General features: G+C 63.4%; 13 protein-coding genes. 5 read left to right on the forward strand and 8 right to left on the reverse strand.

Features of this window, described 5'->3' with window-relative positions; all coding sequences use genetic code 11:
* The first annotated feature begins 5 nt into the window (after positions 1-5).
* Genes FPB55_RS00320 through FPB55_RS00330 form a run of 3 tightly spaced genes read left to right on the forward strand, consistent with a single transcriptional unit; the run spans position 6 to position 2,592 of the window.
* The gene (locus FPB55_RS00320) at positions 6-1,085 is read left to right on the forward strand and encodes a COX15/CtaA family protein (protein ID WP_009683602.1); all 1,080 of its coding nucleotides are present in this window, start codon (positions 6-8) and stop codon (positions 1,083-1,085) included.
* On the forward strand, positions 1,070-1,963 hold the full coding sequence (gene cyoE / locus FPB55_RS00325) for a heme o synthase (protein ID WP_144187324.1): 894 nt from the start codon (positions 1,070-1,072) through the stop codon (positions 1,961-1,963). Before FPB55_RS00320 ends, cyoE begins: the two co-directional genes overlap by 16 nt.
* Positions 1,960-2,592 (forward strand): SCO family protein, encoded by a 633-nt coding sequence (locus FPB55_RS00330; RefSeq protein WP_144187325.1) that lies wholly within the window; start codon positions 1,960-1,962, stop codon positions 2,590-2,592. The genes cyoE and FPB55_RS00330 overlap by 4 nt, the downstream gene beginning before the upstream one ends.
* Positions 2,593-2,711: 119 nt before the next feature.
* On the opposite strand, the gene FPB55_RS00335 is transcribed toward FPB55_RS00330, so the two are convergent.
* The 3 genes from FPB55_RS00335 to FPB55_RS00345 all read right to left on the reverse strand — a co-directional run bounded on the left by FPB55_RS00335 (position 2,712) and on the right by FPB55_RS00345 (position 5,228).
* Positions 2,712-3,485, reverse strand: coding sequence for a MetQ/NlpA family ABC transporter substrate-binding protein (locus tag FPB55_RS00335; RefSeq protein WP_009683599.1), 774 nt, complete (start codon positions 3,483-3,485; stop codon positions 2,712-2,714).
* 64 nt (positions 3,486-3,549) lie between these two features.
* Positions 3,550-4,221: a methionine ABC transporter permease gene (locus tag FPB55_RS00340; RefSeq protein WP_009683598.1), complete on the reverse strand. Its 672-nt coding sequence runs from the start codon at positions 4,219-4,221 to the stop codon at positions 3,550-3,552.
* Entirely contained in the window at positions 4,221-5,228 is a 1,008-nt protein-coding gene (locus tag FPB55_RS00345) for a methionine ABC transporter ATP-binding protein (protein ID WP_144187326.1), read from the reverse strand. The genes FPB55_RS00340 and FPB55_RS00345 overlap by 1 nt, the downstream gene beginning before the upstream one ends.
* Before the next feature lie 49 nt (positions 5,229-5,277).
* Here FPB55_RS00345 and katE point away from each other — a divergent pair, with 49 nt between their 5' ends.
* The gene (katE, locus tag FPB55_RS00350) at positions 5,278-7,590 is read left to right on the forward strand and encodes a catalase HPII (protein WP_255326923.1); all 2,313 of its coding nucleotides are present in this window, start codon (positions 5,278-5,280) and stop codon (positions 7,588-7,590) included.
* A gap of 155 nt (positions 7,591-7,745) precedes the next feature.
* Here katE and FPB55_RS00355 read toward each other — a convergent pair whose 3' ends face one another.
* The 4 genes from FPB55_RS00355 to zur all read right to left on the reverse strand — a co-directional run bounded on the left by FPB55_RS00355 (position 7,746) and on the right by zur (position 10,610).
* The gene (locus tag FPB55_RS00355) at positions 7,746-8,453 is read right to left on the reverse strand and encodes a PA5502 family lipoprotein (protein ID WP_144187327.1); all 708 of its coding nucleotides are present in this window, start codon (positions 8,451-8,453) and stop codon (positions 7,746-7,748) included.
* Between the two features lie 126 nt (positions 8,454-8,579).
* Positions 8,580-9,362, reverse strand: coding sequence for a zinc ABC transporter permease subunit ZnuB (gene znuB / locus FPB55_RS00360; protein WP_144187328.1), 783 nt, complete (start codon positions 9,360-9,362; stop codon positions 8,580-8,582).
* Positions 9,355-10,128, reverse strand: a complete 774-nt coding sequence (znuC, locus tag FPB55_RS00365) for a zinc ABC transporter ATP-binding protein ZnuC (protein WP_009683593.1) — start codon at positions 10,126-10,128, stop codon at positions 9,355-9,357. The genes znuB and znuC overlap by 8 nt, the downstream gene beginning before the upstream one ends.
* Positions 10,125-10,610 carry a zinc uptake transcriptional repressor Zur gene (gene zur, locus FPB55_RS00370; RefSeq protein ID WP_054904499.1) on the reverse strand — a complete coding sequence of 162 codons (486 nt, stop codon included), beginning with the start codon at positions 10,608-10,610 and terminating at the stop codon, positions 10,125-10,127. Before zur ends, znuC begins: the two co-directional genes overlap by 4 nt.
* Before the next feature lie 18 nt (positions 10,611-10,628).
* Between zur and FPB55_RS00375 the strand changes: the two genes are divergently transcribed.
* Positions 10,629-11,585, forward strand: a complete 957-nt coding sequence (locus FPB55_RS00375) for a zinc ABC transporter substrate-binding protein (protein ID WP_110679176.1) — start codon at positions 10,629-10,631, stop codon at positions 11,583-11,585.
* A gap of 65 nt (positions 11,586-11,650) precedes the next feature.
* Here FPB55_RS00375 and FPB55_RS00380 read toward each other — a convergent pair whose 3' ends face one another.
* A complete protein-coding gene (locus tag FPB55_RS00380; RefSeq protein WP_144187329.1) occupies positions 11,651-12,601 on the reverse strand; it encodes a homoserine kinase in 951 nt (316 codons plus the stop codon).
* Positions 12,602-12,655: the final 54 nt, after the last annotated feature.

Raw genomic sequence — 12,655 nt, forward strand, 5'->3', positions numbered from 1 at the left:
CTGCCATGGCCAGACCCGGATTCCGCCTTGCTGTGTGCGCCACCCTGCTGGCACTGCTGGTCGTCCTGCTCGGTGCCTATACCCGCCTGACCCACGCCGGCCTCGGTTGCCCCGACTGGCCCGGTTGCTACGGTTTCATCAGCGTACCCAAAAGCGAAGCGCAGCTGGCCCATGCCGAACTGCACTTTCCCGAACACCCGGTAGAGGCGGCCAAGGGTTGGGCCGAAATGGTTCATCGTTACTTCGCGGGCAGCCTGGCCGTGGTCATCGCCTTGCTCGCCTTGCAGGCAGTGCGCCGGCACCACAGCGACGGGCAACCCTATCGCCTGCCTGTGCTGTTGCTGGGTGTGGTGCTGGCCCAGGCGGCGTTCGGCATGTGGACGGTCACCCTGAAGCTTTGGCCGCAGGTCGTCACGGCCCACTTGCTGGGCGGCTTTACCACGCTGAGCCTGCTGTTCCTGTTAACCCTGCGGCTTTCGCGGGCCTTTGCGCCGTTGCCCAAATTGCCGCTCAGCCTGCGGCGGGTCGCTGCGCTGGCCTTGCTGGTGGTGATCGGGCAGATCGCCTTGGGTGGCTGGGTCAGTGCCAACTACGCAGCGGTTGCCTGTATCGACCTGCCCACCTGCCATGGCCAGTGGTGGCCGGCGGCGGACTTCAGCAATGGTTTCCACCTGACCCAGCACGTTGGCCCCAACTACCTGGGGGGGCAGCTGGACAGTGATGCGCGCACGGCCATCCATGTCAGCCACCGGCTGGGTGCGTTGGTGGTCACCTGCGTGCTGCTGATGCTCAGCTGGAAACTGCAGCGCTGTGGCCTTGGCGGCCTGGCGCGCCTGGTGTTGCTGGCGCTGGCCGTGCAGGTGGGCCTGGGCATCAGCAATGTGCTGCTGCACCTGCCGCTGGCCATAGCGGTGGCGCACAACGCCGGTGGGGCTTTGCTGTTGCTGTGCATGGTGCTGGTGAACTACCGCATTCGGGTGGTCGACAAGGTACGCGTGGGTGTCGGCCAAGGCTGGCGCTTGCGGCCAGTGACCGGCGTTGGCATTTCCCATCACATGAGGAACGAGTCGTGGCGACGCTTCTGAGCACCCAGCGGGCCAGCTGGCGCGATTACCTGGAGTTGACCAAGCCCAAGGTGGTCGTGCTGATGTTGATCACCTCGTTGGCGGGCATGTTCCTTGCCACCCGTGCGGGGGTGGGCTGGAGTGTGTTGGTGTTCGGCAACCTGGGTATCGGCCTGTGCGCGGGTGGCGCGGCAGTGGTCAACCATGTGGTCGACCGGCGCATCGATGCGCTGATGGCGCGTACCCGCAAGCGGCCGCTGGCCCAAGGCCGTGTCGAGCCCTTGCCGGCGTTGCTGTTTGCCCTGGCGCTGGCGCTGCTGGGCATGGCCCTGTTGCTGATTTTCACCAATGCCCTCACTGTCTGGCTGACCCTGGCCTCGCTGCTTGGCTATGCAGTGCTCTACACCGGTTTTCTCAAGCGTGCCACGCCGCAGAATATCGTGATTGGCGGCCTGGCCGGCGCTGCCCCACCCCTTCTGGGCTGGGTCGCAGTCAGCGGCCAGGTCAGTGCCGAGCCGTTGCTGCTGGTGCTGATCATCTTCGCCTGGACCCCACCGCACTTCTGGGCCCTGGCCATCCACCGCAAGGAGGAATACGCCAAGGCCGACATTCCGATGCTGCCGGTGACCCACGGTGAGCGCTACACCAAGCTGCACATCCTGCTGTACACCCTGATATTGCTGGCGGTGAGCCTGTTGCCCTACGCCATCCACATGAGCGGCCCGCTGTACCTGGCCTGTGCCCTGGCCCTGGGCCTGCGCTTCCTGCGATGGGCCTGGGTGTTGTACCGTGGCAGCCGGCCGCACGCAGCGATCGGCACCTTCAAGTACTCTATCGTGTACCTGTTTGCGCTGTTCATCGCGTTGCTTCTCGACCACTACCTGTTGCTGAACCTATGACCCGAACCCAGAAAACCGTCTTTGTCCTCGTTGCCCTGGTCGCGCTGATCATGGGCCTCACCGTCAACAAAGTGCTCAAGGGTCGCGACCAGCCCAACCCTGCCGAGCTGATCGATGCCGGTATCATCCTGTTGCCGCAAAGCCGCGCCGTGGCAGATGTAACCATGACCAACCAGGATGGCCAGCCGGTGCACCTGGATGAACTGAAAGGCAAGTGGTCCCTGCTGTTCTTTGGCTACACCTACTGCCCGGACATCTGCCCGACCACCCTGGCCCAATTGCGCCAGGTGAAGAGCGAGCTGCCCAAGGACGCCGTCGACCGTTTGCAAGTGGTGTTGGTGAGCGTCGACCCGAACCGCGACACGCCGAACCAGCTGAAGCAGTACCTGGGTTATTTCGACAAGGACTTCATTGGGGTGGCGGGGTCGATCGAAGATACCCAGAAGCTGGCCAATGCCCTGAGCATTCCATTCATTCCGGCAGATACCAGCAAGCCTGGCTACACCGTGGACCACAGCGGCAACCTGGCGGTCGTTGGGCCGGACGGGCGTCAGCGTGGGTTCATTCGGGCGCCGTTCAACAACCAGAAGCTGGTGGCGCAGTTGCCTGGGTTGGTCAAACGGGATTGATGGGGCATTGAAAGCTTCGCGGGCACGCCCGCTCCCACGGGGATATCACAAGGCCTGAGGCTAGCGATGTCCCTGTGGGAGCGGGCATGCCCGCGAAGAAGCCAGCGCGATTGCGAGGCTTAAAACGCCGGAACCACAGCGCCTTTGTACTTCTCGGTAATGAACTGCTTCACCTCAGGCGAGTGCAGCGCCGTTGCCAGCTTTTTCATCGCGTCCGAGTCCTTGTTGTCCGGGCGGGCAACCAGGATGTTCACATAGGGCGAATCGCTGCCTTCGATGGCCAGGGCATCTTTCTCGGGGTTCAGCTTGGCTTCCAGCGCGTAGTTGGTGTTGATCAGCGCCGCATCCACCTGGGTCAGCACACGCGGGATGGTGGCGGCTTCCAGTTCACGGAACTTGATGTTCTTCGGGTTCTCGGCAACGTCCTTCACGGTCGACAGGATGTTCTTGTTGTCCTTGAGCTTGATCACGCCGGCCTTGTCCAGCAGCAACAGGGCGCGGCCGCCGTTGGTGGCATCATTCGGGATGACCACGGTAGCCCCGGAAGGCAGTTCGTCCAGCTTCTTGATCTTGGTCGAGTACACGCCCAGCGGCTCGATGTGCACGCCTACCACGCTCACCAGGTCGGTGCCCTTGGCCTTGTTGAATTCATCCAGGTACGGCTGGTGCTGGAAGAAGTTGGCGTCCAGGCGCTTTTCCGCCACCTGCACGTTCGGCTGAATGTAGTCGGTGAACTCCTTGACCTTCAGTTCCACGCCCTCTTTGGCCAGCGCCGGTTTGACGAAGTTGAGGATTTCGGCGTGTGGCACCGGAGTAGCGGCGACGGTCAGGGTTTCGGCAGCATTGGCCGAGAAGGCCGCGACAGCGGCGACAACAGCAAGCAGCTTCTTCATTGATCACTCCTTGTGAGGGCCGCGACGGCCCCCGAACGGGTCGGCCAGGCCGACCCCATTGGGGTTACTTACGGGAAAAATGTACGACCAGTTTGTCGCCCACGCTTTGCAGCACTTGCACCAGTACCAGCAGCAGTACCACGGTGACCACCATCACGTCGGTCTGGAAACGCTGGTAACCGAAGCGGATCGCCAGGTCGCCGAGGCCACCGGCACCGACTACACCGGCCATGGCGGTGTACGAAACCAGGGTGATGGCGGTGACGGTGATGGCCGCGAAGATACCCGGACGGGCCTCAGGCAGCAGCGCGCTGGTGATGATCTGGCGGGTGGTGGCGCCCATCGACTGGGTCGCCTCGATGATGCCGCGGTCCACTTCCCGCAGGGCAGTTTCCACCAGCCGTGCGAAGAACGGCGTAGCACCCACCACCAACGGCGGAATGGCGCCGGCGACACCCAGCGAGGTGCCGGTGATCAGCACCGTGATCGGGATCATCACGATCAGCAGGATGATGAACGGCAGCGAGCGCAGAATGTTCACCACCAGCGACAGCAGCGCATACACGCCCTTCTGTTCGAACATCTGCTTCGGGCCGCAGAGGAACAGCAGCACGCCCAAGGGCAAGCCGAGCAGCACGGTGAAGAACAGCGAGCCGAACAGCATGATCATGGTATCGACGGTGGCCAGCCAGATTTCGGCCCAGTCGACGTTGGCAAAGAAATTCAGGGCGTCCATCAACGCAGTACCTCCATATGTACGTCAGCTGCCTTGAAGTGGGCGAACGCCGCTTCCATGTCACCGCCGATCAGGGCGAGGGTGAGCTGGCCATAGGGGATATCCTTGATGCGGTCGATACGCCCGGCAAGGATGCTGTAGTCCACACCGGTTTCACGGGCCACGGTGCCCAGCAACGGTGCGTAGGTGGCATCGCCCTGGAAGGTCAGGCGCACGATGCGGCCCGGGACGTGGGCGAAATCGTCGCGTTGCTCGCCTTCGTCGACCTGCTCGTCTTCCTGGACGAAGCGCTTGGTGGTGGCGTGCTGCGGGTGCAGGAATACTTCGGCCACCGAGCCCTGCTCGACGATCTGGCCTGCATCCATCACCGCCACGCGGTCGCAGACCCGGCGGATCACGTCCATCTCGTGGGTGATCAGCACGATGGTCAGCTTCAGCTCACGGTTGATTTCGGCGAGCAATTGCAGGACCGAAGCTGTGGTTTGCGGGTCGAGGGCGCTGGTGGCCTCGTCGCACAGCAGGATCTTGGGGTTGGTGGACAGGGCGCGGGCGATACCGACGCGCTGCTTCTGGCCGCCCGACAACTGCGCCGGGTATTTTCTGGCGTGGTCCGAGAGCCCGACGCGGGCCAGCAGTTCGGTGACGCGCTTGTCGATTTCGCTGCGCGACAGCTCGCCGGCCAGGGTCAGTGGCAGTGCCACGTTGTCGGCGACGGTTTTGGAAGCCAGCAGGTTGAAGTGCTGGAAAATCATCCCGACCTGCTGGCGGAAGCCGCGCAGCTGGCTGGCGTTGAACGCGGTAACGTCTTCGCCATCGACGATGATCTTGCCGCCGGAAGGCTCTTCAAGGCGGTTGATCAAACGCAGCATGGTGCTCTTGCCGGCGCCGGAGTGGCCGATAAGGCCGAACACCTGGCCATCTTCGATGGTCAGGCTGGTCGGATTCAATGCGGGGATTTCCCTACCGGCAACGCGGTAGGTCTTGTGTACCTGTTGGAACTCGATCACGTAGCGAACCTTGTGGGGCGCATGGAATTTGGGTCAGCGGTTAGCTGGGGTGGCGCATTTTAGCCTTTTCCCCTGGCTGTTCTTAGCATTTATTTCGTCAGGCACCAATCCTTCGGGTATATGGCGACAATCGGTAAACCTGATTGAACGCTCGCCGCTCCCCTCCAGTCACTACCAGAACAAGCCCGAACGGGCATGCCTGAAGACTGACGAGGAGAGCCGACCCATGCCCAGCAAGAAAACGGACGCGCCCAAGCACAGTGAGGCCGCCGGCACCCAGACCCCCGACCGGGCCAACACCAATGCCAAGCTGCAGAGCCTGGAGCCGTTCCGTAGCGATGCTACCGGCCAGGCGTTGCGCACCAACCAAGGGGTGAAGATCGCCGACAACCAGAACAGCCTGAAGGCGGGTGCGCGCGGGCCTTCGCTGCTTGAAGACTTCATCATGCGCGAGAAGATCACCCATTTCGACCATGAGCGTATCCCGGAGCGTATCGTGCACGCCCGCGGTACCGGGGCGCACGGGTATTTTCAGAGCTATGGCTGCCATGCCGAACTGACCAAGGCGGGTTTCCTGCAGGACCCGGAAAAGATCACCCCGGTGTTCGTGCGCTTTTCCACTGTGCAGGGGCCACGCGGCTCGGGTGACACGGTGCGTGATGTGCGCGGCTTTGCCGTGAAGTTCTACACCGATGAAGGCAATTTCGACTTGGTTGGCAACAACATGCCGGTTTTCTTCATCCAGGACGCGATCAAGTTCCCGGATTTCGTGCATGCCGTGAAGCCTGAGCCGCACAACGAAATGCCGACCGGTGGCTCGGCCCATGACACGTTCTGGGATTTCGTTTCGCTGGTGCCCGAATCGGCGCACATGGTGATCTGGGCGATGTCCGACCGCGCCATCCCCCGTAGCCTGCGCATGATGGAAGGCTTTGGTGTACACACCTTCCGCCTGATCAACGCCGAAGGCGTGGCCAGCTTCGTCAAGTTCCACTGGAAACCGCGCCAGGGCGTGCATTCGGTGCTGTGGGACGAGGCGCAGAAACTGGCCGGCAAAGACACCGACTACCACCGCCGCGACCTGTGGGAAGCCATCGAGACCGGTGACTACCCAGAGTGGGAGTTGGGCGTACAGATCGTGCCCGAGGCAGACGAGCACAAGTTCGACTTCGACCTGCTCGACCCTACCAAGCTCATCCCTGAAGAGTTGGTGCCCGTGACCCTGCTGGGCAAGATGGTGCTCAACCGCAACCCGGACAACTTCTTCGCCGAAACCGAGCAGGTGGCGTTCTGCCCGGGCCATATCGTGCCCGGTATCGACTTCACCAACGATCCGCTGCTGCAGGGCCGGCTGTTCTCGTACACCGATACGCAGATCAGCCGCCTGGGTGGGCCGAATTTCCATGAAATCCCGATCAACCGGCCGGTGGCGCCCAATCACAGTGGCCAGCGCGACGCCATGCACCGCATGACCATCGACAAGGGCCGTGCTTCGTATGAGCCCAACTCCATCGATGGCGGCTGGCCGAAGGAAACCCCACCTGCCGCGCAGGATGGCGGCTTCGAGAGCTATCAGGAGCGCATCGATGCGCACAAGATCCGCCAGCGCAGCGATTCGTTTGGCGACCACTTCTCCCAGGCGCGGCTGTTCTTCCAGAGCATGAGCCCTACCGAGCAACAGCACATCATCAAGGCCTACAGCTTCGAGCTGGGCAAGGTGGAGCGTGAAAGCATTCGCCAGCGGGAAGTGAATGAGATTCTTGCCAATATCGACCTGAAACTGGCGGCGGCTGTCGCGGCGAATCTGGGGCTGCCCGCACCCAAGCAGGGTACGGTCCAGGTGAAAGGCAGCAAGCTGGCGCAGTCCAAGGCGTTGAGCCAAATGAACCACCCTGGTTCGGTAGGCATCAAAGGCCGCAAGATTGCAGTGCTGGTGGCCGATGGCGTGGACGCGGCCAGTGTCGACAAGCTGGTGAAAGCGCTGGAGGCCCACAGTGCACGGCCCATGCTGCTGGGGCCGACGTCGGCGCCGGTGAAGGCGGCCGACGGCAAACAGCTACCGGTGGATGCGTCGATGGAAGGTATGCCGTCGGTCATGTTCGACGGGGTTGTGGTGCCGGCGGGCAAGGCCTCTACCGATGCGCTGGCGGCCAGCGGCTTGGCCAAGCACTTCCTGCTGGAAGGCTATAAGCACCTCAAGGCTATGGTGCTGACCAAAGACCTGGTTAGCGGCCTGGGGCTTAAAGAGGACAAGGGCCTGCTGGTGGGGGATGACCAGAAAGTGATGGATGCCTTCGTCAAGGCGGTAGAAGGGCATCGGGTTTGGGAGCGGGAGGCTGCTGCGGAGGCTGTGCCGGCCTGATACCAGCCAGTTAAGTAATTTGGGGCCGCTTTGCGGCCCTTCGCGGGCACGCCCGCTCCCACACATTTGGCGCTGAACTCAAGAAATGCGCGATCCCCTGTGGGAGCGGGCGTGCCCGCGAAGGGCTGCAAAGCAGCCCCAGCACCCCAGCGTTTTCAGCGCTGATGCGGCACCAGAACCACCTGCGCCGGCAGCGAGCGCTGAATTTCATGCTTCTGCTTCAGCTCAAACCCGCTGTCGATCTTGCGCACGCGCTTCTCCAGCAAGGTTTTCAGCCAGGGCGCGTCGTGGGTGCGCGGCACCTGGAACACCACTTCACAGTCATAGCTCACCACGTCTGCCGCAATGTCATCCAGTTGGCGGCGCATGGCGCGGCTGTCGGTGGTTTTCAAGGCCACCACGGTGCTGGGTGCTGTCGGGTCGATGATCAGCGCCCTGGGCTTGGCCTCGGCAGCCTTCAGCGCCGCTTCGGCTTTGGCCAGCTCGGCCTTGCGCGCCTGGCTCACGGCGTCGCCCCCGGTCACCGCAGGGGCTTGCGGCATCAGCGCCCGGGCACGGGCCAAGGCCGTTGCAGCGGCATTCACGTCACCTTTTTGCAGCACGATCTGGCTACGCTGCAGGTAGGCTTCGGCCAGTTGGCGCTGGTATTGCTCCAGGCGTGCGTCGTCGGGCGCCTGGGCCTGCAGGGCAGCCAGCTGGTCTTCGGCGGTGGCCAGCTCGTTGCTGGCGATGTTTTGTTGCAACTGCTGCCAGGCATCGGCTTGGGCAGGTGCGGTGGCCTGTTCCACCGGCGCACTGGAACAGGCAGCCAGGAACAGTGAAAACGCGGCAACAAGCAGATAACGGGAGGCGAACGGCTTCATTCCTGCGATTCTCTATTTGCGCAAAAAGCGAGCAAGTCTACACCCAGGTGCGCACGCTCGAAAACAGGTCTTACAGACCCTTTACCCGGGAAAAGGTTGCAAGGCGTGCCTGAGCACGCCTTGTAATCAGCGCTTTGGCAGGGCCAGGCTCAGCAAGAATAGCACCGCTGCACAGACCACGATCGACGGCCCGGCGGGGGTGTCCTTGAACCAGGACATGGCCAGGCCACCGCAGACCGCGGCGATGCCCAGCAGGCTGGCACCCAGCGCCATCTGCTCGGGCGAGCGGGCGTGGCGCTGCGCCGCAGCAGCGGGGATGATCAACAGCGAGGTGATCAGCAGCACGCCGACGATCTTCATGGCCACGGCGATCACCACTGCGATCAGCAGCATCAGCGCCAGGCGCAGGCCGGCTACGGGGAGGCCTTCGACCATGGCCAGTTCCTCATGCACGGTAACCGCCAACAGCGGCCGCCAGAGCACGCCCAGCAACAGCAGCACCAGCGCACTGCCGCCGAGGATCCAGGCCAGGTCGGTGGTGCTGATGGCCAGCAGGTCGCCGAACAGGTAGGCCATCAGGTCGATACGCACATCGTGCATGAAGCTGAGCACCACCAGGCCCAGTGACAAGGTGCTGGGGGCGAGGATGCCGAGCAGGGTGTCGGAGGCCAGCGGCTGGCGTTGCTGCAAGGTCACCAGCAGCACCGCCAGCAACAGGCAGCCAACGGTGACGGCCAGGGCCGGGCTTACATCCAGGGCGAAACCCATGGCCACGCCCAGCAATGCGGCATGGGACAGGGTGTCGCCGAAATACGCCATGCGCCGCCACACCACGAAAGAGCCGAGCGGGCCCGCGACAACGGCCAGGGACAGGCCTGCAAGCAAGGCGTAAAGAAGAAAATCAGCCATGCTTGCAGTGCTCTCCGTGAACGTGGGGGCCGGGGGCGACCACCGAGCCATGCAGGTCGTGGCTGTGGTCGTGATGGTGGTGATAAACAGCCAGGCTAGGTGCGTTCTGCCCGAACAGTTCGACAAAGGCTGGGTCGTTGCTGACCTGTTCCGGGTGACCCGAGCAGCAGACATGCCGGTTCAGGCACACCACCTGATCGGTGGCGCTCATGACCAGGTGCAGGTCGTGCGACACCATCAACACGCCGCAACCATGGCGGTCGCGCAGCCGGGTGATGAGGTTGTACAGCTCGGTCTGGCCGACCACATCCACCCCTTGCACCGGCTCGTCGAGTACCAGCAACTGCGGCGCACGCAACAAGGCACGCGCCAGCAGGACACGCTGCATCTCGCCACCGGAGATGGTCTGGATCGGGCTGTCGATAACCTGTTCGGCGCCCACTTCCTGCAGGGCCGATACGGCTGCTGCCCGGTCTACCCCCGGCACCAGGCGCAGGAAACGCAGCACGGAAAGCGGCAGGGTGGCATCGACCTGGATTTTTTGCGGCATGTAGCCGATACGCAGCCTGGGCTTGCGCCATACCGTGCCGCGGTGCGGCTTGAGCAGCCCGAGCACGGCGCGTACCAAGGTGGTCTTGCCCGCGCCATTGGGGCCTATCAGGGTGACGATCTGGCGCGGCGCCACCGACAGGTCGATGCTGTCGAGCACCGCCTCGCCGCCATAGCTGACGCCCACCTGTTCCAGGCGGATCAGGGCATCGCTCATGCCGCGCTCCGGCAATTGCCGCACAGGCCGACCACTTCCACGGTTTGGGTCTCGACCGTGAAGCCCACGCCCTTGGCGCTGTCGATGATGGCCTCGCTGATGCTGTGTTGCTCCAGCTCGATGGCGACGTGGCATGCACGGCAGATCAGGAACTGGCCCTGGTGCACGTGCTCGGGGTGGCTGCAGCCGATGAACGCGTTGAGCGAGGCAATGCGGTGCACCAGGCCGTTTTCCAGCAGGAAGTCCAGTGCGCGGTACACCGTGGGCGGTGCAGCGCGGCGGCCGTCCTGCTCGCTGAGCACGGCAAGGATATCGTAGGCACCCAGCGGCTTGTGGCTTTGCCATACCAGCTCCAGCACCCGGCGGCGCAGCGCGGTCAGGCGCAGGCCCTGGCGGGTGCACAAGGCATCAGCTTCAGCCAGTGCGCTATGCACGCAATGGGAGTGATCATGGGGACGGTTGGCCAGCGGCGTGAAGGACATGGGCAGCGACGATTCTGTATGGAGACGTTATTATGTTACCCGTTTCTCACGACTCGAGTATTCACCGTGTCCCGATTTCTAGTCCTTTTTGTCGCATTCATCGCCTGTTCGGCCCAGGCCGATGTCCGTGTGCTGACCAGCATCAAGCCGCTGCAACAGATTGCCGCTGCCGTGCAGGAGGGTGTTGGCAGCCCTGAGGTATTGCTGCCGCCAGGTGCTTCGCCGCACCACTATGCCCTGCGCCCATCCGACGTACGGCGGGTGGGCGATGCCGACCTGCTGTACTGGATCGGCCCGGACATGGAGAGCTTCCTGCCACGCGTATTGGGCAGTCGCAGCAAGGCAACCGTGGCCGTGCAGTCGCTGCCAGGCATGAAGCTGCGCCACTTTGGCGAAGACAGCCATTCCCATGAGGAAGCGGACCACGATGAGCATGACCATGACCACCGCCCAGGTAGCCTGGATGCGCACCTGTGGCTATCGTCGGTCAACGCGCGGGTAATCGCGGGGAAAATGGCTGCGGACCTGGCCCAGGCCGATCCCGCCAACGCGGCGCGCTACCAGCACAATCTGAAGGTCTTTTCAGACCGTATGGATGCGCTGGATGAGCGAATCAAAGCGCGGGTGGCGGGTATCGCTGGCAAGCCGTACTTCGTGTTCCACGAGGCGTTCGACTACTTCGAGGCGGAATATGGCCTGAAGCACACTGGCGTGTTCAGCGTGGCGTCCGAGGTGCAGCCGGGGGCTCAGCATGTGGCCGCCATGCGCAAGCGCCTGCAGGAAGTGGGCAAGACCTGTGTGTTCAGCGAGCCGCCACTGCGCCCGCGCCTGGCCGAGACCCTGACTGCTGGGCTGCCGGTGCGTCTGGCCGAGCTGGATGCACTGGGTGGTACTGACCCGGTGGATGGCAAGGGCTATGAGCGCTTGCTGGAGAAGCTGGGTGGCGACTTGGCTGGGTGCCTGGAGCAGTTGTAAGCCTGTTCCGGCCTCTTCGCGGGCACGCCCGCTCCCACAGGTGCCCGCGAAGAGGCTGAAAAGGGCTAGAGGGCAAATGGCAGGTGCAAAGCCACCTGCTGGCGCTGTGCCAAACGCACTTCGAACTCGCTCGGGTCATGGATCATCACATCCATCCCGGCAAACGATTCTGCCGCAATCAGCCGCGACAGCCAGAAGCGCACGCAGCCTACCCGCAACATCTCAGGCCACAGCTCGGCCTCGGCAGCGGTGAACGGCCGCAGTGCGGCATAGGCCGCCAGCAGCGCCTGGGCACGCGGCATGTCGATTGCGCCCTGCTCATCCAGGCACCAATCGTTCACGGTGATGGCGATGTCATACAGCATCGGCCCGGAGCAGGCGTTGTAGAAGTCGATCACGCCAGTCAGGTGGGTGCCCTCGAACATCACGTTGTCGCGGAACAGGTCGGCATGCAGGTTGGCCCGCGGCAGCGCCAGGATCTGCGCCTTGTGCGCGCTGATTTCGTTCAGGGCCGGTTGCAGCAGCGCGGCTTGCTCGGCAGTCAGGCGTGGCAGCAGCTCGGCGCCTGAAGCCAGCATCCAGTCCAGGCCACGGTCGGTGCGGCGCTCGATGATGCGGCCACGGGTGGCCAGGTGTATATGCGCCAGCAGCTCACCCACCTGGGCGCAGTGTTGCGCGTTGGGCGCCTTGATGTGCTTGCCTGAGAGCCTTGGCTGCAGCAGCGCCGGCTTGCCGCACAGCTCGCGCAGGCCGTTGCCGTCGCGGTCACGAACGGCATAGGGCACCGGCATGTCGGCTGCGTGCAGGGTGTCGAGCAGCTCGATGAAGAACGGCATGTCCTCGCTGGGCCCGCGTTCGATCAACGTCAGCACGAACTCCCCCTGTTCGAGGCTGACGAAGAAATTGCTGTTCTCGGTGCCGGCGGCTATGCCCTGGAAGTCGAGCAGGCGGCCCAGCGCGTACGGTGCCAGAAAGGTTTCCAGCTCAGGCCGGGTCACGGGGGTGAAGACTGACATGATGAAAAATTGCCCATACGGGCACTTCCGCCGGGAAGTGCCGGGTTGATGTGA

Source organism: Pseudomonas sp. BJP69 (assembly GCF_007633355.1).
Lineage (GTDB): Bacteria > Pseudomonadota > Gammaproteobacteria > Pseudomonadales > Pseudomonadaceae > Aquipseudomonas > Aquipseudomonas juntendi.

What these genes read in the sequence shown, in the direction of transcription:
- FPB55_RS00330 (WP_144187325.1), top strand. Translation starts at nt 1,960, where the DNA reads ATGACCCGAACCCAGAAAACCGTCTTTGTCCTCGTTGCCCTGGTCGCG.
- FPB55_RS00340 (WP_009683598.1), bottom strand. Translation starts at nt 4,221, where the DNA reads ATGGACGCCCTGAATTTCTTTGCCAACGTCGACTGGGCCGAAATCTGG.
- FPB55_RS00355 (WP_144187327.1), bottom strand. Translation starts at nt 8,453, where the DNA reads ATGAAGCCGTTCGCCTCCCGTTATCTGCTTGTTGCCGCGTTTTCACTG.
- FPB55_RS00320 (WP_009683602.1), top strand. Translation starts at nt 6, where the DNA reads ATGGCCAGACCCGGATTCCGCCTTGCTGTGTGCGCCACCCTGCTGGCA.
- FPB55_RS00335 (WP_009683599.1), bottom strand. Translation starts at nt 3,485, where the DNA reads ATGAAGAAGCTGCTTGCTGTTGTCGCCGCTGTCGCGGCCTTCTCGGCC.
- znuB (WP_144187328.1), bottom strand. Translation starts at nt 9,362, where the DNA reads ATGGCTGATTTTCTTCTTTACGCCTTGCTTGCAGGCCTGTCCCTGGCC.
- zur (WP_054904499.1), bottom strand. Translation starts at nt 10,610, where the DNA reads ATGTCCTTCACGCCGCTGGCCAACCGTCCCCATGATCACTCCCATTGC.
- FPB55_RS00380 (WP_144187329.1), bottom strand. Translation starts at nt 12,601, where the DNA reads ATGTCAGTCTTCACCCCCGTGACCCGGCCTGAGCTGGAAACCTTTCTG.
- FPB55_RS00375 (WP_110679176.1), top strand. Translation starts at nt 10,629, where the DNA reads ATGGAGACGTTATTATGTTACCCGTTTCTCACGACTCGAGTATTCACC.
- znuC (WP_009683593.1), bottom strand. Translation starts at nt 10,128, where the DNA reads ATGAGCGATGCCCTGATCCGCCTGGAACAGGTGGGCGTCAGCTATGGC.